This window comes from Flavobacterium adiutor (assembly GCF_048282555.1).
Classification (GTDB): domain Bacteria; phylum Bacteroidota; class Bacteroidia; order Flavobacteriales; family Flavobacteriaceae; genus Flavobacterium.
Window position 1 is genome coordinate 1 of the sequence record NZ_CP182487.1, and the last position, 21,670, is coordinate 21,670.

General features: G+C 31.0%; 17 protein-coding genes and 1 tRNA gene. 11 read left to right on the plus strand and 7 right to left on the minus strand.

Annotated elements, in window-relative coordinates:
* Together ACNC7R_RS00005 and ACNC7R_RS00010 are read right to left on the minus strand one after the other, a co-directional pair.
* The coding region (locus ACNC7R_RS00005; RefSeq protein WP_417938943.1) for an RpiB/LacA/LacB family sugar-phosphate isomerase at nt 1-209 on the minus strand (209 nt) is incomplete at its 3' end.
* Nucleotides 210-1,008: 799 nt separating this feature from the next.
* A complete protein-coding gene (locus ACNC7R_RS00010) occupies nt 1,009-1,242 on the minus strand; it encodes a DUF2007 domain-containing protein (protein WP_417938944.1) in 234 nt (77 codons plus the stop codon).
* A gap of 138 nt (nt 1,243-1,380) precedes the next feature.
* Here ACNC7R_RS00010 and rnr point away from each other — a divergent pair, with 138 nt between their 5' ends.
* Genes rnr through ACNC7R_RS00025 form a run of 3 tightly spaced genes read left to right on the plus strand, consistent with a single transcriptional unit; the run spans nt 1,381 to nt 4,940 of the window.
* Complete coding sequence (rnr, locus tag ACNC7R_RS00015; RefSeq protein WP_417938945.1) at nt 1,381-3,561, plus strand: ribonuclease R; 2,181 nt, start codon at nt 1,381-1,383, stop codon at nt 3,559-3,561.
* 26 nt (nt 3,562-3,587) lie between these two features.
* On the plus strand, nt 3,588-4,256 hold the full coding sequence (locus ACNC7R_RS00020; RefSeq protein WP_417938946.1) for a head GIN domain-containing protein: 669 nt from the start codon (nt 3,588-3,590) through the stop codon (nt 4,254-4,256).
* A gap of 6 nt (nt 4,257-4,262) precedes the next feature.
* Entirely contained in the window at nt 4,263-4,940 is a 678-nt protein-coding gene (locus tag ACNC7R_RS00025; RefSeq protein ID WP_417938947.1) for a LysE family translocator, read from the plus strand.
* Between the two features lie 193 nt (nt 4,941-5,133).
* On the opposite strand, the gene ACNC7R_RS00030 is transcribed toward ACNC7R_RS00025, so the two are convergent.
* Nucleotides 5,134-5,204: transfer RNA gene (locus ACNC7R_RS00030), tRNA-Cys, on the minus strand.
* A 94-nt stretch (nt 5,205-5,298) separates the two neighbouring features.
* Nucleotides 5,299-5,658: a dihydroneopterin aldolase gene (folB, locus tag ACNC7R_RS00035; RefSeq protein ID WP_417938948.1), complete on the minus strand. Its 360-nt coding sequence runs from the start codon at nt 5,656-5,658 to the stop codon at nt 5,299-5,301.
* 106 nt (nt 5,659-5,764) lie between these two features.
* Here folB and ACNC7R_RS00040 point away from each other — a divergent pair, with 106 nt between their 5' ends.
* From ACNC7R_RS00040 to ACNC7R_RS00055, 4 genes are all read left to right on the plus strand, one after another.
* Nucleotides 5,765-7,882 (plus strand): glutamine--tRNA ligase/YqeY domain fusion protein, encoded by a 2,118-nt coding sequence (locus ACNC7R_RS00040; protein WP_417938949.1) that lies wholly within the window; start codon nt 5,765-5,767, stop codon nt 7,880-7,882.
* Nucleotides 7,883-8,746: 864 nt separating this feature from the next.
* Nucleotides 8,747-9,073, plus strand: a complete 327-nt coding sequence (locus ACNC7R_RS00045; RefSeq protein ID WP_417938950.1) for a YtxH domain-containing protein — start codon at nt 8,747-8,749, stop codon at nt 9,071-9,073.
* Nucleotides 9,074-9,148: 75 nt separating this feature from the next.
* Nucleotides 9,149-9,499 (plus strand): competence protein, encoded by a 351-nt coding sequence (locus ACNC7R_RS00050; protein WP_417938951.1) that lies wholly within the window; start codon nt 9,149-9,151, stop codon nt 9,497-9,499.
* Nucleotides 9,500-9,504: 5 nt separating this feature from the next.
* Nucleotides 9,505-9,759, plus strand: a complete 255-nt coding sequence (locus ACNC7R_RS00055; protein WP_417938952.1) for a DUF6327 family protein — start codon at nt 9,505-9,507, stop codon at nt 9,757-9,759.
* Between the two features lies 1 nt (nt 9,760).
* On the opposite strand, the gene ACNC7R_RS00060 is transcribed toward ACNC7R_RS00055, so the two are convergent.
* Nucleotides 9,761-11,152, minus strand: a complete 1,392-nt coding sequence (locus ACNC7R_RS00060) for an IS4 family transposase (protein WP_417938953.1) — start codon at nt 11,150-11,152, stop codon at nt 9,761-9,763.
* A 77-nt stretch (nt 11,153-11,229) separates the two neighbouring features.
* Complete coding sequence (locus ACNC7R_RS00065; RefSeq protein ID WP_417938954.1) at nt 11,230-12,210, minus strand: SPFH domain-containing protein; 981 nt, start codon at nt 12,208-12,210, stop codon at nt 11,230-11,232.
* Nucleotides 12,211-12,342: 132 nt separating this feature from the next.
* Here ACNC7R_RS00065 and ACNC7R_RS00070 point away from each other — a divergent pair, with 132 nt between their 5' ends.
* Entirely contained in the window at nt 12,343-13,314 is a 972-nt protein-coding gene (locus tag ACNC7R_RS00070) for a hypothetical protein (RefSeq protein ID WP_417938955.1), read from the plus strand.
* Between the two features lie 51 nt (nt 13,315-13,365).
* Here the strand turns inward: ACNC7R_RS00070 and gltX are convergent, their stop codons facing one another.
* Entirely contained in the window at nt 13,366-14,871 is a 1,506-nt protein-coding gene (gene gltX, locus ACNC7R_RS00075) for a glutamate--tRNA ligase (RefSeq protein WP_417938956.1), read from the minus strand.
* Between the two features lie 163 nt (nt 14,872-15,034).
* Between gltX and ACNC7R_RS00080 the strand changes: the two genes are divergently transcribed.
* The 3 genes from ACNC7R_RS00080 (at nt 15,035) to mnmG (ending at nt 21,298) form a co-directional block, all read left to right on the plus strand.
* Nucleotides 15,035-18,430 carry a hypothetical protein gene (locus ACNC7R_RS00080; RefSeq protein ID WP_417938957.1) on the plus strand — a complete coding sequence of 1,132 codons (3,396 nt, stop codon included), beginning with the start codon at nt 15,035-15,037 and terminating at the stop codon, nt 18,428-18,430.
* Entirely contained in the window at nt 18,427-18,846 is a 420-nt protein-coding gene (gene ybeY / locus ACNC7R_RS00085) for an rRNA maturation RNase YbeY (protein ID WP_417938958.1), read from the plus strand. The genes ACNC7R_RS00080 and ybeY overlap by 4 nt, the downstream gene beginning before the upstream one ends.
* A 580-nt stretch (nt 18,847-19,426) precedes the next feature.
* Nucleotides 19,427-21,298, plus strand: coding sequence for a tRNA uridine-5-carboxymethylaminomethyl(34) synthesis enzyme MnmG (gene mnmG, locus ACNC7R_RS00090; protein WP_417938959.1), 1,872 nt, complete (start codon nt 19,427-19,429; stop codon nt 21,296-21,298).
* The last annotated feature ends 372 nt before the right edge of the window (nt 21,299-21,670 follow it).

A 21,670-nucleotide genomic window follows, 5' to 3' on the forward strand; every position in this document is an offset into this window, starting at 1 on the left:
CCGTTACCGCTTCCGCAGATAACGATTCCAAAATCAGCTTTTCCTTCAGATACATCATTAGCAACAGGGTGTCCAAAATCCGGATAATCTACAGAATCTTGGTTATCAGTACCATAATTCGTTACTTCATACCCTTTTGACTCAAGCATTGCAACAATTGCTTTTTTATACTGCGGTCCTGCGTGATCGTTTCCTATCGAAATTTTCATTTTTATATTATTTAGTTGTGTACTGCAAATTTAATTAAACAATATGGAAGTAGATATTTTTCGAAAGGAAAATCCATATTTTAGAAAGGAATTCACTAATATTCGTCAGTTTTAAAAATTTATAGCTTTAATTACTATCACTATTTGAAAATGGTGAATTTGAGTCTAATTACAACTTACTTAATTTCAAAGCCTTATAGGTTATCAACAATTTTCATAAATCTATAACTATCTCAAAATCAATAAATAAAAAACAAAATATTTATTAAAATTTTAAAGTGTTAATATAAGTTTGTAATTACTTGATATTCAGTTAACTTTAAATTAACAGGATTTGTTAATAAGTATAGAAAGAAAATTAGAAGTTTTTTTTGGATGTTTAGAAAAAATACTTAATCCAAAACTGGAATTAAATATGCAAGAAAAGTTTCATGAATTTTTGGAAAAGTTATCAATATGAAAATTGCTATTTTCAACAACTATTAACATATGAAGTTATTTACAAAATACATTCAATTTTGATTATCAACCATTGTTAATTAAAATACAAAAAGTCTTATAAATTAATGATTTAACAAAATATAAGTATGTTGATAACTCTATATAACTAAGAGAAACTTCATTTCAATACTTTTAAAAATAAAATTATTGCACATATTAACACACTATAATAACCATCAATTTTTTTAAATTTTTTAAAAATCTTTTTTGTTGTATTTAATATATGTTGAAAACTAAAAAAGTTTAAAATGAAAAAAAATTTTAGAAAATGAATTTTGCGTTGTTTTTAATTTTTGTTTCAGACGATTTTAAGCGGATTGTTGAGATTATCCAGAATTTGCTGAACTTCTCCAAAATCGTTGGGATGAACCTTAAGTTTGATTCCTCCGAGAGCTGAAGTGTAAAAAGGAACGACAGAGAGTGTCATTTCGTTCTCGAAAAAATAGGGGATATCTTCTTGCTCCAGTAAATGTTTGAGAACTACCGTCTCGTATTCAAAATTAAATATGGCAATTGTTTTAAAGCTTTCCATAAAAGTCTTTTTATAAAGATACAAAATTTAAAATGTCTAAAAATCTGCTTTTTAAAGTTATAATTTTAATAATTCTAAACCTTAAAATCTGTTATCTGATATCTTATTTGTAATTTTAAACCTTATAAGAAAAGATATATGAGTAAGAAAATTAGAAAACCGATAAAAAATGAGAAAGATTTCTCAGGAAAAATACTGAAGATTTTATCGAAAAGCCCTAATAAAGCATTTAATTACAAACAGATAGCAGCAAAACTTGAACTCGATGATACAAAAAGCAGAAACCAGATTATAAAAGACTTAAAAATAATGGCTGGTTCGAAGAAAATTATTGAATCTGAGCCTGGTAAGTATTTAGTAAAAGCGGAAAGTCAGGATTATTACGAAGGAACCATTGATATGACAAGCCGTAAAACAGCTTATTTTATTTGTGAAGATTTTGCAGAAGATGTTTTTATTCCGACCAATAATCTGAATCGTGCACTGGATAAAGATAAAGTAAAAGTTTACGTTTACAACCGTAGAAAAGGAAAACGTCCTGAAGGTGAAGTGATTGAAGTTGTTGAAAGAAACAAAACAGAATTCGTTGGAGTAATTGACATTCAACCCAATTTTGCTTTTGTTTCAACTGCAAATCCTAAAATGTACACGGATATTTTTATTCCGAAAGACAAAATGGGAGACGCAGAAAATGGTGATGTTGTTTTAGTGAATATCGAAGACTGGCCAAAAAGAGCCGATAGTCCTTTTGGATCTGTAATTAAAGTTTTAGGTAAACCCGGAGAACATAATACAGAAATTCATGCCATTTTAGCTGAATACGGTTTACCATCTGATTTTCCGGTAGAAGTAGAAGTCTTTGCACAAAAACTCGATACATCCATTCAGGAATCTGAGATTGCAAAACGTCGTGACATGCGTGACACACTTACCTTTACGATTGATCCAAAAGATGCTAAAGATTTTGATGATGCCTTGTCTTTCAAAAAATTAGAAAACGGAAATTACGAAATAGGAGTACATATTGCCGATGTTTCTTATTATTTAGAAGAAGGAGCAATTCTGGATGATGAAGCATATCAAAGAGCGACTTCAGTTTATTTGGTGGATAGGGTAGTGCCGATGCTTCCTGAAGTATTGTCGAATTTTGCTTGTTCGCTTCGTCCGAATGAAGAGAAATATACATTCTCTGCTGTATTTGAAGTTTCTCCTGCAGCACAGGTTATTAACCAGTGGTTTGGAAGAACAGTAATTTACTCCGATCAGCGTTTTGCATATGAAGAAGCACAATATATCATAGAAACAAAAGATAAAACCATTCCTGTCGATATTTCAATTACGGGAAACTCTTATGTTGTTTCAGATGAAATTGTGGAGGCCACTTTAAAATTAGATGAGTTAGCGAAGATTTTAAGAAAGAAAAGAATGCAGCAAGGTGCTATTTCTTTTGATAAAGTCGAAGTGAAATTCAACTTAGATGCCGAAGGAGAACCAGAAGGTGTTTATTTTAAAGTTTCTAAAGATGCCAATCATCTGATTGAGGAATTTATGCTTCTGGCTAACAGAAAAGTGGCTGAATACATTGGAAAACAAAAGAAGACGTTTGTATACAGAATCCATGATGAACCAAATGAAGATAAACTGATTGCCATGCAACAGGTGATTTCAAAGTTTGGTTACAAAATTGACTTTAGAAACAAAGGCGATATTTCAAAATCATTGAATGCACTGATGGAAGAAGTGAATGGTAAAAAAGAGCAAAATTTGATTGATACTCTTGCCATAAGAAGTATGAGTAAAGCGAAATATTCTACTGATAATATAGGGCATTACGGTTTAGCTTTTGATTACTACAGCCATTTTACATCGCCAATTCGTCGTTACCCAGATGTTATGGTGCATCGTTTATTACAGTATTATCTTGATGGAGGAACTTCTGTAGACGAAAAAGTATACGAAACCAAATGCCTGCATTGTTCTAACATGGAGAGTTTAGCAACTAATGCTGAAAGAGATAGTATAAAATACATGCAGGTTAAATACATGCAGGATCATCAGGATGAAGAGTTTCTTGGCGTTATTTCCGGTGTTACCGAATGGGGAATTTATGTTGAAATCGTTTCTAATAAATGCGAAGGAATGGTAAGAATTAGAGAAATCAAAGATGATTATTATACTTTCGATGAGAAGCAATATGCACTGGTTGGAGCTACTTCAGACAGTATATTGCAATTAGGGGACGAAATTTACGTTAAAGTAAAAAATGCAGATTTAGTTAAAAAACAACTGGATTTTCATTTTTTAAGAAGAGCTGAATAAGTTGTTAAAATTTAAAAATTAAAGAAATGAAAAAGTTAATTATAGGAATGTTAATTTTATTTTTGCAAATGTCTTTTGGTCAGGTGACCAAAACATTAGGCGATTTTGATACCATTAAAGTTTACGATAAATTAAATGTAAAATTAGTTCAGTCGTCTGAAAATAAATTGGTTGTAAAAGGAGCAAGGGAAGCAGAATTAGAAGCTGTTAATAAAAATGGTATTCTAAAAATAAGAATGCCATTTCCAAAACTTTTGTCTGGTGAGGATTTAGAAGTTACCTTGTATTACAAACATATTGAGCTTATTGATGTTAATGAAGGAGCAATTGTTAGTGGTTCAGAAACTATAAAAGCAACAAGTTTTAAGGTAAGTGCTCAGGAAGGTGGAAAAATTAATGTAGATTTGGAGGTTGAAAAACTTAAAGTAAGTTCAGTTTCCGGAGGAGAAATTACTTTAACCGGAAAAGCTTCAAACCAGGTTGCAAGTTTAGGTGCAGGCGGTTATTTATTAGCAAGTAAATTAGCCACCTCTCAAACTACAGTAAGCGTTTCTGCGGGAGGAAAAGCTGATGTGAATGCTTCAATGCTTGTTGATGCAAAAGTAAGCGCAGGAGGCTCTATTTACATTTATGGGAAACCTAAACAAATCAACCAAAAAACAGTTTTTGGAGGTAAAATAGAAGAAGTAAAATAATATTGAATGATAAATGATATTCTGGCTGGGCTGCCATGGGGACTTGTTCTGAGCTTTATGGTGGGTCCGGTATTTTTTGTTTTATTAGAAACCAGTATTACCAAAGGTTTTAGATCAGCAATTGTATTTGATCTTGGGGTAGTATTAGGTGATATTTTTTTTATAGCAATTGCCTATTTAGGAAGTTACAGGCTAATTTCAAGTTTAAAAGATGATCCTGCTCTTTTTATTTTTGGAGGTATAATTATGTTGTCTTACGGTATTATTTCATTTGTAAAATTAAAAAAAGTAGAAAAAATCAACGATGAAGAAATTGATCGGGATATTTTAAAAAGAAATTACGGCAGTTTATTTGTAAAAGGTTTTTTACTCAACGTTATTAACATTGGAGTCCTTGGTTTCTGGCTAGCCGTTATTATTTCTGTAGGACCAAAATTACAGATGCAGACATCCAGAATGATGACTTTTTTTACTTCAGTAATTGTTACTTATTTATTGGTTGATTGTCTTAAAATAGTATTAGCCAAACAATTAAAATCTAAAATGACACCAACAAATATTCTAAAAATTAAAAAAGGAATTAGTATTGTTTTGATGGTTTTTGGAATTGCTCTAATGATTCAGGGCTGGTTTCCAAAAGAAAAAGAAATGGTCAAAAATGCTTTTGAAAGGATAGAAAAGTAGTTTGTTAATAACTCAAAACGTATAAAATTAAGCCTCTGAATTTCAGAGGTTTTTTTGTGTTTATTAGTCATTTTCAGGAACGAAGCAATCTTACTAAGTATGTCAACGTTTGTAAACTAATAGTATTGATATTGCTTCGTTCCTGAAAATGACAAGACATAAAAAAAACCTTCAAATTGCTTTGAAGGTTTTGAGGCATCGTCCGGATTCGAACCGGAGTAGGAGCTTTTGCAGAGCCCAGCCTAGCCGCTCGGCCACGACGCCATTACTTGAACGGATGGCAAAAGTAACTAAAATCTTTAAAATTCAAAACTTTAAAAGTAACTATTTTAAAAAATTAGTTTTTTGCGTGAAAGAATTATTTTCTAACTTCCGTCATTTTTATGGTAACTGATTCAACATCACCACCAATAGGAGGATTTATTTTAGAAACTGAAACTGTCGTTTTTTCTACTGATTGAATCTCTGCCAATATACGATTATTGATTCTTTTGGCTACATGTTCTAATAAATGTGAACGAATTGCCATTTCTTCAGTCACAATTTTGTTTAAATGAACGTAATCAACAGTGTCTAAAAGATGATCTGTTTGAGCTGATTGCTGTAAATTGGTTTTAATTTTTAAATCAACAGTGTAATCAGATCCAATTTTTCCTTCTTCTATCATACATCCGTGATAAGAAAAAGTACGTATATTTTTTAGTTTTATAATTCCCATTTTTATAGTTTTTCAGCTTTAACGTTTCAGGTTTTACGCCACTTAAATAACTTTAAACCTCAAACCTGAAACCTTTTTTTTATATTTGCTAAAATTACTATAAATAATGGCATCAGAAGAGAAATCACTCAATTTTATTGAACAAATCATAGAAGAAGATCTTAAATCAGGTCTTTCCAATACTAAACTTCGTTTTCGTTTTCCACCAGAACCAAATGGCTATTTACACATTGGACACGCCAGTTCTATTGCATTAAATTTTGGTTTAGGAATTGATTATCAATCACCTGTAAATTTGCGTTTTGACGATACAAATCCGGAAAAAGAAGAACAGGAATTTGTTGATGCTATTAAAAAAGATGTTGAATGGTTAGGTTATACCTGGGCAGAAGAATGTTATGCTTCAGATTATTTTCAACAATTGTATGACTGGGCAGTTTTGTTAATCAAAAAAGATAAGGCGTATGTTGATAGTCAGACTTCTGAAGAAATGGCAGCTCAAAAAGGAACTCCTACAACTGTAGGAACTGATAGTCCGTACAGAAATCGTTCAGTTGAAGAAAATTTAGAGTTATTCGAAAGAATGAAAAATGGTGAATTTGAGGCGGGTACACATATTCTTCGTGCAAAAATTGACATGAAATCAACAAATATGTTAATGCGTGATCCAATCATGTACAGAATTTTACACAAACATCATCATAGAACCGGAGATACCTGGAAAATTTATCCAATGTACGATTGGGCACACGGACAAAGTGATTATTTAGAAGCTATTTCACATTCATTTTGTACACTAGAATTCTTACCTCACCGTGAATTATACGATTGGTTTTTAGATCAGATTATAGACGAAAACAGAATACGTCCTAAGCAAAGAGAATTTGCTCGTCGTAACTTATCACATACGGTTGTTAGTAAAAGAAAATTACAGCAATTAGTTAAGGAAAAGCATGTTAACGGTTGGGATGATCCAAGAATGTCAACCATTTCCGGATTAAGAAGACGTGGTTATACAGCTGCTTCCTTACGAAATTTTGCTAACACAATTGGTATTGCTAAACGTGATAATTTGATTAATGTATCGGTTTTAGAATTCTGTATTCGTGAAGATTTGAACAAAATTGCACCACGTGTAATGGCTGTTTTAGATCCTGTAAAACTCGTAGTTACCAATTATCCAGAAGGAAAAGAGGAGTGGTTAGAAGCAGAAAACAATCAGGAAGATGAAAGTGCAGGTTTCAGAAAAGTACCTTTTTCACGTGAATTATACATTGAAAGGGAAGACTTTTTAGAAGATGCTCCAGCTAAATATTTCCGTTTAACTTTAGGAAAAGAAGTGCGTCTTAAAAATGCCTATATTATTAAAGGAGAATCAGTTATAAAAAATGCTGAAGGTAATATTACTGAAATTCATGTTACTTATGATACTGATTCTTTAAGCGGAAGCGGAACAGAGGCAAGTCAAAGAAAAGTGTCTGGAACCTTGCACTGGGTTTCAATCAAGCATGCTTTGGAAGCTGAAGTTCGTTTGTACGATCGTTTGTTTACGGATGAAGCTCCGGACAGTTATAAAGAGAAAAATTTCTTAGATTTTGTGAATCCAAATTCACTTGAAATTGTAACTGGATATGTTGAACCAAGTTTAGCAACAGCACAAAATGAAGATAAATTTCAGTTTCAACGTTTAGGATATTTTACTGTTGATAAAGACTCAACTCCTTCAAAATTAGTATTTAACAAAACAGTTGGACTGAAAGATGCCTGGGAAGAAAAAGGTAAAAAAGAAGAAAACAGCATCAATAATTCTTTAAAAGAAATAAATAAATATTTTAAAGTTGAAACAAAAGATGAAAGAATTGCAATTGAAAGTACAATAGGGGAGAACATCAAAAATATTTCTAGTTTCTCTTTGATACAGAATTCATTAAAGAAAAATATCAACAATAATAAGGCTTCGCTGTTGTTTTCTCAGTTTATTTTAAAATATTCAAACTGGAAATCAAATGATTTTGAAGAAGATGATATTAAAAAGTTATATATGATGTCTTTAAAAAGTGAATCAACTTATGTAAGATCAAAAGCACTTTTAAATTTAAGAGATATTGAAAATGAAATTTTGAGAAATCAATATGATGATGAAATTTTGAAGTTGTATTCAAATCCACCAAAAAATGCATCAGAGAGAGAAATTGAAATTTTATCTGAAATGGTGAAGAAGTAATATCAAATTAATTTATAAAAAGCGCTTTTATAAGCGCTTTTTTTTTATTATATAGATTTACTATTGAAATTTAAAAATTTATAATTTTTATAAATTAAAAATAGCTTTCATAAATTGATTTTAATAGAAAATAAAATTTAGTTGGATAACCAATTCATTTTTTTAATTTATGTTTATTTAAAGGCTTTATTTTTAATTTTACCCTTTTTTAAAGTTCTATTTTTTCCGTAAAATATTTTTAATAAAATTTTATTATTATTAATAATTTTAAAATTATTTATTCTTATTATTTATAATATCTATTTCATTTTTAATTTTAATTTATTTTATAGATTAAAAATAACTCTCATAAATTAATTTTAAGAGAGAAAAAAAAACTGTTTAATAAAGAAGACCTTTTTAGATTTTTCTTTTGTTAAAACTTCTTATTTCGATTTTTAACTTTTTTGAGTTCAAATTTTTTGTTCCTATCTTTAAATTAAGTTTATTTTTCATTTTTTAGACACAATTTTATATTTATAAATTTTACTTATGTATATATTATTTTTTTTAGTTTTTAATTATGATTTATATAATTTATTTTAAATTTTAAATTAATAGTTTTTATAAATTAATTTTAACTTTCATAAATTGATTTTAAGACGATTTTAAAAGTTATTCGATAGATAACTCATTTTTTAAATATTTGTTTATATATGAGCTTTATTTAAAATTTAATTTCAAGTTTTCAAATTTATAGGGTTTTACTATGTGTTTATTTATAAAACTGTTATTTTTATTCTAAAATAGTTCAAATATGAAATTTTAAATAATTTAAAAATTAAAAAATGGTATCTTTATGATTCAACTTTAAATTTTAATATTATGTCAAGTAATTCAAAAGCAATTGCAGCTATTTTAGCTGGTGCTGCTGTTGGCGCAGCAATCGGAATTTTATTGGCTCCGGATAAAGGTTCTAAAACAAGAGCTAAACTCAAAGAAGGTTTTGATGATGTAACAAACAATTTGAAAGATTCTTTTGAAGCCAGTTCTGAAGTTATTCGTGATAGATTTAAAAATGCTACACAAGATATTGATGGGACATTTGATGATTTACTTTCTAATGTGAGTCATAAAACAGAAGATGTAATCACTTTTCTGGAATCTAAATTAGCTGATTTAAAAGCACAAAACGCTAAACTTCAAAAATAATCATCATAAATGGCATCATTACTTGCTTATCTTATAAGATAAGTTTTGTGCTTTTTTTATTTTTTACATGCTATTATGGCTTTCGAAGAATTAAAAGAAAACACTGAAAAAATTCAGCAGCAAACTAAAGTCTATATAGATAGTCATTTAGCTTACTATAAATTATGGGGTTTTAAAGTAGCAATGAAATCAACAACTTTAATATTTAAGTTTACGTTGATTTTATTATGTTTTAGTATGGTAATGATTTTTGGATCTTTTGCTGCTGCTTATGCATTTGGATCCTTATTCGAAAGTAATGCACTTGGATTTTTAACAGTGGGAGGGATTTATTTAGTGTTTACTATTTTGCTTTTCTTTATAAAAGATAAGATGGTAGAAGGTCCAATTTTAGAGAAATTTTCAGAAATATTTTTTAATGATTAAGGATTATGAAGGAAAAAAAATACTCATCTTATGCTGAAATCGACAGGGATTTAGAAATTCTGAAACTGGAAAAAGAGATCAATTATCAGAAATTAGTTCTGAGTTTTCAGAGAACTAAAGAAAGCATAACACCACAAAATATTGTAAACGGATTCGTTTCATCTTATACAGATTACTTTAAAAATTCGTATCCGAAAATTTTGCAATCCATTTTACCTTATGTAATTGGTTGGTTTATAAATAAAAAAAGAGGCAGTTGAGCTACCGTCTGGACACATCTCTAAAGAGTGTCCAGCCTTGCATGACTGAATTGAATTTTTGCAGACCAATCCAAAAGGTTGTGATGCCAGGTTTTCTTTCAGAAAGATAGCCTTTCCATCCTCCTAATCTAGCAATAGCCCATATATATCGTTTCAAATCTGACGATTTATATGGGTTTTTTAGTTTTTCGGTTTTACCCTCTAATTGTATAATTTGCAATTCTAAACATTCCATTTCTTGCTCTGAAAAACAGCTTCTTGGTTCAGTCTCTTCTTCCGTGGCATAGGCTATTTGCATTATAAAGAGCTTTATAATAGTCTCCAGCATCAAAAGACATAGTTTACGAACTGCTTTTCCTTGAGATAATTCGCTGGCTTCTATATTGAAGCCCTCTTTCTTTAAAATTCTAAATACTTCTTCAATAGTCCATCTATAGGTATACCATTCGATACAAAGTAATGCAGTTGGTAAATCTTCAACTTTTTTAGTAGTTAATAATCTCCAAAGTATTGGGTTTTCAATATTTTCTCCTACTTCTTTTGCCTCAATAGCGTAAAGATTGATTTTGTCTGGGAGATGTTTACCCGAATATTGATGTTTGCCTATTGTTATTTCTGAAAAACGTACTTCTATAGTAGCTGTTCTTTTCTGGATATTTCTCCTTCTGTTTCCTTCTAGTTCAATTGTGTAAGTTCCTTGAAGTGGCTGAGAACTAAGATGATCGAAAAGTTTTATTTTATTATCCAACATTCGATTAAATCGAGATCTAATCAATAAATGCGTTTTACTATCGGGAACAAGACAAAATTGTTCGAAAATATCTCCCTCTCTGTCCTGAATAATGATTATTTCTTTTGCTTTACTTAGTCTTTTCTTAGTTTCAAGAGAAGAATCTATCCATCTATAAGATTCTTTTTCTTCAATAGGTATACGATTGTGAGTATTGGTCTTCATTTTAGGGGGCAGTTCATGACCTCTATTCCATATTTTCACATCAGAAAAACCATAAGGCATTAAGGTATCTGCATCTATAATAAAACTTGGATGAATAAAGAAGCCAAGTCCACCAACAGAAGCATTAGTCAGTCCAATTGATTCATCCTTTTTTATCCTATTCTTGTGATTATAGAGGTTTATTTCGCTGCTATCCTGAATGCACAAAACAGATTTCTCTTCCACACAGCTTACACAATTAAAAGACATATTCTTTATAATATCAGCCTCACTGACATTATCATTTTGCAAAAATCGATAAATCGCTTTGGCTTCAGAGTCACTTTCTGCTAATTGTCTTATCGAATAAATGCTATTAGCAAATAAGCGATTGAGAATAGAATTACCTCTATTCAACAATCGCTTGTCTTTTAAATTTTCAAAATATCTAGTCTGCACTTTTTATCAAATATAATTAAAAAAATATTTGTGTCCAGACGGTAGGGCAGTTGAGCCTCTTTTTCATTTTAAAAATATTATTGAACTTCTGGTTGAATGTCATCTTCATATCCAGATTGTGGCTGAATAGGTTTTGGTTTTTCCACTTTTTTATTGTGTTTTTTCATCATTTCACCAACCTGATTTGATGCAGAAAATGAAGCAACCATGTTATTCAACATATCACTTCCGGCTTGTGGAGAATTAGGTAACAAAATTAAATTTGAATTTGCATCAGCTCCAATTGCTTGAAGGGTATCATAATGCTGTGTTACTACAATCAGGGCAGAAGCTTCCTGAGAATTGATTCCCACATTGTTCAAAACTTCAACACTTTCTACTAAACCTCTTGCAATTTCACGACGCTGATCTGCAATCCCCTGACCTTGTAAACGTTTACTTTCTGCTTCAGCTTTTGCTTTTGCAACGATTCTGATTCTTGAACTTTCAGCTTCAAATTCAGCTGCGGTTTTTTCTCTGTCGGCAGCGTTGATTCTGTTCATGGCATTTTTCACCTGGATATCTGGGTCAATATCAGTTACTAAAGTATTGATAATATCGTAACCATATGTAGTCATAGCTTCGTTTAATTCTCTTTTTACAGCTATTGCTATATCGTCTTTTCTTTCGAAAACATCATCTAATTTTAATTTAGGAACTTCGGCACGAACAACATCAAATACATAAGCCGTAATCTGATCGTGAGGATATTCTAGTTTATAAAAGGCATCGTATACTTTATCCTGAATCACTTTAAACTGAACAGAAACTTTCATTTTGATAAAAACGTTGTCTCTGGTTTTTGTTTCGATGATAACATCTAACTGTTGAATTTTTAGATTTACACGTCCGGCCAATCTGTCCACTAATGGAATTTTAAGTTGTAAACCGGAATTTCTAACACTCTGAAATTTTCCAAATCTTTCTATAATTACTGAAGATTGTTGTTTTACTGTAAAGAATGACGATAAGAAAATAAAGAATGCAATTGCAAAAATGATAATGAATGGGATACTCATGATAATATTGATTTAAGTTTTTAGGTGCTGTAAATTACGAAATTTCTTCTTATTTAAATTTTATTTGTTTACCCGATTTTTTTTGTTAAAATTTATTTTACTTTTGGCTCAAATTAATATAAAACAAAAATTATGAAAAGAATTCTATTTTATTTATTCCTATTTATTTCTTTAGTTTCAAAAGCTCAAATTAGTTCTTATTTCCATGGGAATGTAAAGGATTTTATTGATTTAAAAACCAGACCTTTAATTGTTGAATTGTTAGAAGAAGATGAAAAAATATTAAATAAATTGAGTAAACCAAAAAAAGCTGAAGAACTTCAATCGTATAAAAAGATGGTTAGATTATACAATGAAGAAATTACTCTTTATGCAAAAAAATACTGGACAATAAATAAGAATATAGAATTTAAAAATAAATCAGAAGTAGAAATTTTAAGAAAAGCTAATAATAAATCATATGCCGTTTTAAGAAATTTACGTTTAAATGATATAGATTTTGATTTTAAATCCAATTTATATTTAAACGTAATTGTATATACTAAGATTGAATCAAATCCTCAAAAGCCAGATTCACAAGTTTATTTGCCAATTTCAAGTAAAAAAACAGATGTATTTTTAGAGGAGGCAGATTATAAATATTCTTTGAATATATTACAAGATAATATAAATTACATAATTGCTCAAAATAAAAGTGTAAATTCTGAAAATTATGTTAAAGAAATGGCAAAAGGCAATTGTCCTTTGATAAAAAATAAAACATTATTAGTTAAAGAGTCAATTTTATATGAGAAGACTAAAAAGGAAGATTGTATAAAAAAATATGATGGAGCACTTAATATTGTTTCTGATGATGAAATCAATAGGGCATTTGTTGAAAAAGATAAAGACAAAGTTGTATTGTTTTCAGTTCCCTATGAAATAGGTAAAGGTCAAATGGGACCTATTGGCCAATCATTTCTTATGTCTTATAAAGTTGTTGTAGACTGTGAAACAGGTAAAATATTATATCTATTTATGCCTAGAGGTTTTGCAGTGATGGGGCAAAACATATCTTCAATCATGATTGAGAAGGATTTTGAAAATATCAAAAACTGTAAATAATTTTTAAAATTACTATTAAAAAGTCCCGATATTATCGGGACTTTTTTGTTTTTATAAAGTAGCAATTGCTTTTTGAATTCTCGAAATAGTTTCTTCTTTTCCAATGATTTCTACAATGTCAAATAGGTGAGGACCTTTAAGTGCTCCAACCAAACTCAAACGGAAAGGCTGCATCACTTTACCCATTCCAATTCCGTTTTTAGTTAACCAGTCTTTTACGATAGCTTCGATATTTGCAGAATTAAATCCGTCAATATATTCTAAAGTCGAAATCAATTCCTGCATTAAAGCTGGAGTTTCTTCTTTCCAGTTCTTGCTTGCTTTTTCATCATAAGATGTTGGCGCCTGGAAAAAGAAATCAGTTAAATCCCAAAATTCAGAAACGAAATGAGCACGTTCTTTAATCAATGAAACGATTCTTGTAACATCGTATTTAGAAATATCAACACCTTTTTGAACCAAAATCGGAGAGAAGCTTTTCGCTAAATCGGCATCATTTTGTTTGATTAAATATTGATGATTGAACCATTTGTTTTTCTCTGGATCAAATTTTGCTCCGGCTTTATGAACTCGGTTTAAGTCAAAAGCTTCAACTAATTCTTCAAGAGAAAATAATTCTTTATCAGTTCCGTCATTCCAGCCTAATAAAGCTAGGAAGTTTACAACTGCTTCCGGGAAAAATCCTTTTTCTCTGTAACCAGATGAAATACCTTCTTCGGTTTTCCATTCTAATGGAAACACTGGAAATCCTAATTTATCACCATCCCTTTTTGATAATTTTCCGTTTCCAACAGGTTTCAAAATCAAAGGTAAATGTGCAAATTCAGGAGCATCCCAGCCAAAAGCTCTGTATAATAAAACGTGAAGAGGCATCGATGGCAGCCATTCTTCACCACGAATTACATGTGAAGTTTCCATCAAATGATCATCCACAATATTCGCTAAATGATAAGTTGGCATTCCGTCACTTTTGAACAAAACTTTATCATCAAGCAAGTTCGTTTCAAACTTAACATCACCACGAATGATATCTTTTAAATGTAAAGTTTCATCAACCGGAGTTTTAAAACGAATCACGTAATGTTCTCCATTTGCAATTCTCTTAGCAGTTTCTTCTGCAGAAATTACTAAAGATGTATCTAATTTTTCACGGTTGTGATGATTGTAAATAAATGTTTTGCCTTCAGCTTCGTGTTGTTTTCTATGTGCATCCAAAGCTTCCGGAGTATCAAAAGCATAATACGCCCAATCCGAATTGATCAGTTGATCTGCATATTTTTGGTATAAATCTTTACGATCACTTTGTCTATACGGACCAAATTTTTCATTTTTTCCAACGGTTTCTTCAGGAGCAATTCCTAGCCATTCCAGCGCTTCCATAATATATTCTTCCGCACCTGGAACAAAACGAGTCTGATCTGTATCTTCAATTCTAAGATAAAAAACACCATTGTTTTTCTTGGCAAATAAATAATTAAATAGGGCAGTACGAACTCCGCCAATATGTAATGGTCCAGTAGGACTTGGTGCAAAACGCACTCGAACTTGCTTTGACATTTGTATAAATTTTGATGTAAAGATACGATTCTAATTAGAGAATTTGAGAATGAGTTTAATTAGATAATTATCTTGTTTGTCGCTTAATTGACTAATTTTCTCATTGATCATTTTCTAATTAAAATTACTACTTTTATAGGTTATAATTAAAAGAGATTTTATTTTGAAAACATCATCTGCCATATATCAGAAGTTAGAAGGATTTATAAAGAAATATTACATGAATGAATTGATAAAAGGAGGACTTCTTTTTATTGGTTTCGGACTTTTGTATTTCTTATTTACACTTTTTATTGAGTATTTTCTTTGGCTCAAACCATTAGGAAGAACTCTTTTATTCTGGATATTTATTGCAGTAGAAGTTTTTCTGTTGTTTCGTTTTATCTTATTTCCAATTTTTAAGTTGTTCAAACTTCAAAAAGGAATCGATTATAATCAGGCTTCGGCTATTATTGGAAATCATTTTACTGAAGTAAGTGATAAACTAACGAACTTTTTACAGCTTTCAGCTTCTGAGAATTCAGCAGAAAGTTCAGAGTTGATGTTGGCTTCGATTGAACAAAAAGCAAATTCTTTACAGCCAATTCCGTTTGGGAATGCTATTAATTTTAATTCAAACAGAAAATATTTGCCATTGGCTTTGATTCCGGTTTTGTTGTTTGCAGTTTTTTTTGTTTCTGGAAACAGCAATATAATTTCTCAGAGTTTTAATAGAGTAGTACATTTTAATGCTTCGTTTTTACCTCCGGCGCCTTTCAAATTTGTAGTTCTTAATGATAAACTTCAAACTGAACAAAACAAAGATTTTATTGTAAAAGTAGAAACTGAAGGAAACGTTGTTCCGGAAAATGTGATGATCCATATTGGAAACGAAAGCTATTTTATGGAATCTTCTCAAACTGGAAAGTTCGAATTTAAGATCGAAAAACCAACAACAGACGTTCAGTTTTCTTTTGAAGGAAATTCAGTTTCATCAAATGAATATGAATTAAAAGTTATTACAGTTCCATCGATTGCCAACTTCGAAATGGTTTTGAATTTTCCTTCTTACCTAAAAAAGAAATCCGAAACCATTCAGGGAACCGGAAATGCAATCGTACCAGAAGGAACAATTGTAACCTGGAAAATGAAAACGCAGTCAACTCAAGAGGTAGTTTGGAAAGATAATAACTCAATTTTGAAGTTTAATAAGACCGAAAACGAGTTTAAATTGGCTAAAAATATCAATCAAAATACAGAATATCAAATCCTTACTTCGAATAATAAGGTTAAAAACTATGAAAAATTAGATTATCAGTTGTCTGTTATTAAAGATCAGCATCCAACAATCAATGTTTCACCAGCACCTGATAGTTTAAAATTAGATAAGAATTATGTTTTAGGAAGATTAGGAGATGACTACGGTTTATCAAAATTGCAGATTGTTTACTACGAGCGTAACAAACCACAAACAGCAAAGCGTGGAACTATTCCGGTAAAGCAAGCTGTGTTTGATCAGTTCGTTTTTTCTTTTCCAAGTAATTTATCTGTAGAAGAAGGAGTATCTTATGAATACTATTTTGAAGTTTTTGATAACGATGTACCACATGGTTTTAAGCGTACTAAGTCTTCTGTTTTTTCAGACAGAGTTTCAACTACAGATGAAATTCACGATTTGGAATTGGAACAGCAAAATCAAAACATAAATGGTTTATCTAAATCTTTAAAGAATCAAACCAAGCAATTTTCTGAGATGGATAAGATCCAAAACACAGGAAAAGAAAAAGATAATTTAGAGTTTAAAGACCAGCAGAAAATCAATGATTTTATCAAACGTCAAAAACAACAAGACGAAATGATGAAACAATTTGCGGAGAAAATGAATAAAAATTTAGACAAATTCAAAGACGATAAAAAGGATAAAACTGCAGAGGATTTACAAAAGCGTTTAGAGAATGCCGACAAAGATTTAGAGAAAAATCAGAAATTATTGGATGAACTCAAGAACCTAAACGATAAATTAAACAGTGAAGAACTGTTTGATAAAATGGAAAAGTTCAAACAAATCAGTAAAAATCAATCTAGAAATTTAGAACAATTAGTTGAATTAACCAAAAGATTTTATGTAGAAAAGAAAGCAGGTCAGGTTGCAGAAAAGTTAGATAAGCTTGCAGAAAAACAAGAACAGCTTTCCAATAAAGATAAAGAGAATACAGTTGAGAAGCAGGAAGAAATCAATAAAGCTTTTGATAAAATTCAGGAAGATTTAAAAGAACTGAAAGAAGAGAATAAAACATTAAAGTCTCCACTTGATATTCCTGCAGATGCATCAAAAGAGAAAGATGTAAAAGATGATTTGCAGAAAGCATCTGATGAATTGAATAAAAAGAATACTTCTTCGGCAAAGCCAAAACAAAAAAGTGCAGCAAAGAAAATGAAGAGCATGGCACAACAAATGGATTCCAGTATGGAAGGTGGAGAAAAGGAACAACTCGAAGAAGATGTAGCAATGCTTCGTCAGATTCTGGATAATTTGTTGGCTTATTCATTATCTCAGGAAAATGTAATGAAACAATTTAAGTCTATGAAACTAGGTTCTTCTATATATACGAAGAATATAAAAGTACAGCAAAACCTAAAACAACAGTTCAAACATGTAGATGACAGTTTGTTTGCTTTGTCTTTACGAAACCCAAAAGTTGCTGAAGATGTAACTAAAGAAATTGGAAATGTACAATACAATGTAGATAAAGCTATCGAATCTCTAACAGATGTTCAGGTTCCAAAAGGAGTTTCGCATCAGCAATACGCTGTTTCATCTGCAAATAAATTAGCCGACTTTTTAAGTGATCTTTTAAATAATATGCAGATGCAAATGTCCAAACCGGGAATGGGAAAACCAAAACCAGGAGACGGACAAGGAATGCAATTACCAGATATTATTCAAAAACAAAAAGGTCTTGCTGATAAAATGAAAGAGGGAATGAAACCTGGTGACAAACCTGGTGACAAACCCGGACAAGGTCAAGGTCAAAAACTCGGACAAGGAAAAAGTGGTCAGGGCAAAGATGGAAAGGAAGGTCAGGGGAATAGTGGTAGTAATGGCTCTTCTGGAAAAGACGGTAAAAATGGAAAAGGAGAAAAGAACGGAAAAGAGGGTGATGATGGTGAAGGTGATGCTGAAAAAATAATGGAGATTTATAAAGAGCAGGTAAAACTTCGTGAAGCTTTGCAAAAAGAGTTAGCCAAAAAAGGATTAGATTCTCAGGGAAGATCTGTTATAGATCAAATGAAACAATCTGAAAAGCAGCTTTTGAATAAAGGATTTAAGAATGAGAACCTTCAGAGAATCTTAAATATTCAACAAGAATTATTAAAATTAAATAATGCAGTTCAGCAACAGGGTCAAGATACGAAACGTCAATCTGAAACAAATAAGGCTGAATTTACAAATACAACTAATGCTTTACCAAGCTCATTATTGGATTATTTAAATAGCGTAGAAATTTTAAATAGACAATCATTACCTTTACGCTCGAATTTTAATCAAAAGGTTCAAGAATATTTTAATACAAAATGATAAACTTTAATTACGAAACAGAATTTTCTTTAGACGACGAACAAACTTTTGCGGTTTGGCTGAGTGCTGTTATAGTTTCTGAGAATAAGAATGAGGGAGAAATAAATTATATTTTTTGTGATGATGAATATCTACATAAAATAAATGTAGAATATTTAGATCATGATACGCTAACAGATATTATCAGTTTTGATTATACAGTTGGTAACGAAATTAGCGGAGATATTTTTGTTTCTGTAGAAAGGGTAGAAGATAATGCAAAAGATTTCAATGTATCTTTTGAAGAAGAATTGAAACGTGTTCTTGCTCACGGCATATTACATTACTGTGGATATAAGGATAAAAGTGATGCTGATGCAGAATTGATGCGTTCAAAGGAAGATGAAAAGATTGCAATGTTTCACGTGAAACAGTAATTAAACATCTAAATTGAATCAAGTATATTTCATATGAAACATATATTTTATAAATATTTTATATGTTCCACGTGAAACGTTTTGAGAATTTTTTAAAGTGTAAATATTTAGTTCCACGTGGAACATATATAAAGCGATTCAGAGTTTAAATTTTTATACCAATTCGTTCCACGTGAAACAGTTTATATATCGATATACTTGTGTAACGCAAAGCTAAAAAAGGAATTTTGATATTTGGTTCCATGTGAAATATTTTTTAGGTTTTGATATTTGAGCTTTTTGGAATTTAATCGTTTCGGGATTTTAAAATTTTGGTTTAACGAGAATTTTTAAAACAGAGGATCTATATATGAAAGTTTTTATTTTGGTTCCACGTGGAACCAAAATTGATTATTTTTTACACTTTTCTTTTGATTTGATTTTGAAGAAGATGTTATATAGGGGATTGAAAGTGTTTTCGAAAACGTCCGGGAATTTGAAATCTGAAATAAAAAGAATAACCGTTCCACGTGGAACAAATAGAAAATAAAGTTAATTCTGAGAACTGCCTTAAACGGTTTGCAGAGAATAATAAAATAAAATGTTTTTAGAAGAGTACGATGTTATTGTAGTTGGTGCTGGTCATGCAGGATCTGAAGCCGCTGCCGCTGCCGCAAATTTAGGGTCCAAAACTTTGTTGGTTACAATGAGTTTGCAGAACATTGCCCAGATGTCTTGCAACCCTGCAATGGGAGGAATTGCAAAAGGACAAATTGTTCGTGAGATCGATGCGCTTGGTGGATATTCCGGAATTGTTTCTGATCGAACTGCAATTCAGTTTAAGATGTTGAACAAATCAAAAGGACCAGCAATGTGGTCGCCAAGAGTTCAAAGTGATCGAATGCGTTTTGCAGAAGAATGGAGAATGATGTTGGAGGGAACTCCAAATTTAGATTTTTACCAGGAAATGGTAAAAGGTTTGATAATTGAGAACGAAAAGATAAAAGGAATCAGAACTTCGCTTGGAGTTGAAATCCGATCCAAATCGGTTGTGTTGACAAACGGAACTTTTTTGAACGGATTGATTCATATTGGAGAAAAACAATTTGGAGGAGGAAGAGCAGGCGAAAGTGCCGCAACCGGAATTACAGAAGATTTAGTTAAAGCCGGATTTGAATCCGGAAGAATGAAAACGGGAACGCCTCCAAGAGTAGATGGTCGTTCTTTGGATTATTCGAAAATGAATGAAGAAAAAGGAGATACAAAACCAGATAAATTTTCATATTCTGATTTGACAAAACCTTTAACGCAACAACGTTCTTGTCATATGACTTATACGTCGCTGGATGTTCATGATATTTTAAGAGAAGGTTTTGATCGTTCGCCAATGTTCAACGGAAGAATAAAAAGTTTAGGTCCGAGATATTGTCCTTCGATTGAAGATAAGATTAATCGTTTTGCAGATAAAGAACGTCACCAGCTTTTTGTTGAACCAGAAGGATGGAAAACATGTGAGGTATATGTAAACGGATTTTCAACTTCGCTTCCGGAGGATATTCAGTTTAAAGCTTTACGTTCCGTTGCCGGTTTTGAAAATGTGAAATTCCTTCGTCCGGGTTATGCAATCGAATATGATTATTTTCCACCGACACAATTGAAACATACTTTGGAAACAAAGTTAGTCGAAGGTTTGTATTTTGCTGGACAGATTAACGGAACGACAGGATATGAAGAAGCTGCTTCTCAAGGGTTGATGGCCGGAATAAATGCGCATTTAAAAGTACATGAAAAAGCACCGTTAATTTTGAAACGTGATGAAGCATATATTGGAGTTTTGATTGACGACTTAATTACAAAAGGAACAGAAGAACCATATCGTATGTTTACATCGAGAGCAGAATACAGAACATTGTTGCGACAAGATAATGCCGATTTTAGATTGACTCCTATGTCATACGAAATTGGTTTAGCTTCTGAAGAGAGAATGCGAAGAATGGAACGTAAATTGAATGAATCTGAAAAGATGGTTGCCTTCTTTAAAGAAACAAGTGTTACCGTATCTGAAACAAATCCAATTTTGGTTGAGAAAGAATCTGCACCAATTTCGCAGGGAGATAAAATGTTTAAAGTTTTTTCTCGTCCACAGATTGAATTAGAAGATATGTTGAAGTTTGAAAAAGTGGATGCATTCATCAAAGAAAATGATCTAGATGAAGAAATTGTAGAGCAAGCGGTAATTCAGGTTAAATATTCTGGATACATCGAAAAAGAAAGAAATAATGCTGATAAACTAAATCGTTTAGAAGAAGTAAAAATTCCGGAGAATTTTGATTACAATAAAATTAAATCAATGTCGATTGAGGCGAAACAAAAGTTAAGCAAAATTCGTCCGGTTACTATTTCGCAAGCATCAAGAATCAGTGGTGTTTCACCAAGTGATATTTCCGTACTTTTGATTTATATGGGAAGATAATTTTTGTTTCAGGTTTCAGGTTTCAAGTTTAAGTTTCACGTGGAACTTGAAACCTGAAACTTGAAACCTGAAACAAATTAAAATGTTCCACGTGAAACCATTTCTGAAATTATGAATGTTGTACAGAAAAGTATTTTGTCTGAAAGTGAAAAGACGATTATCTGTTAGCTTCGCAATACTGAATACCTGTTGCAATTTCGTTCAAAAACTTTTTAGCATTTTGAAATGTATTTAGAAAGTTTATCTGATTAGAAGCATTTTTTGGCTGATCAAAAAAATGAAATAAAAGGCTGGATATTTACTTTTTTTAGAAAGAAAAAAAACATTTTCGGATTTATGATCGAAAATCAATTTCAAGGAAAAGGTAATTGA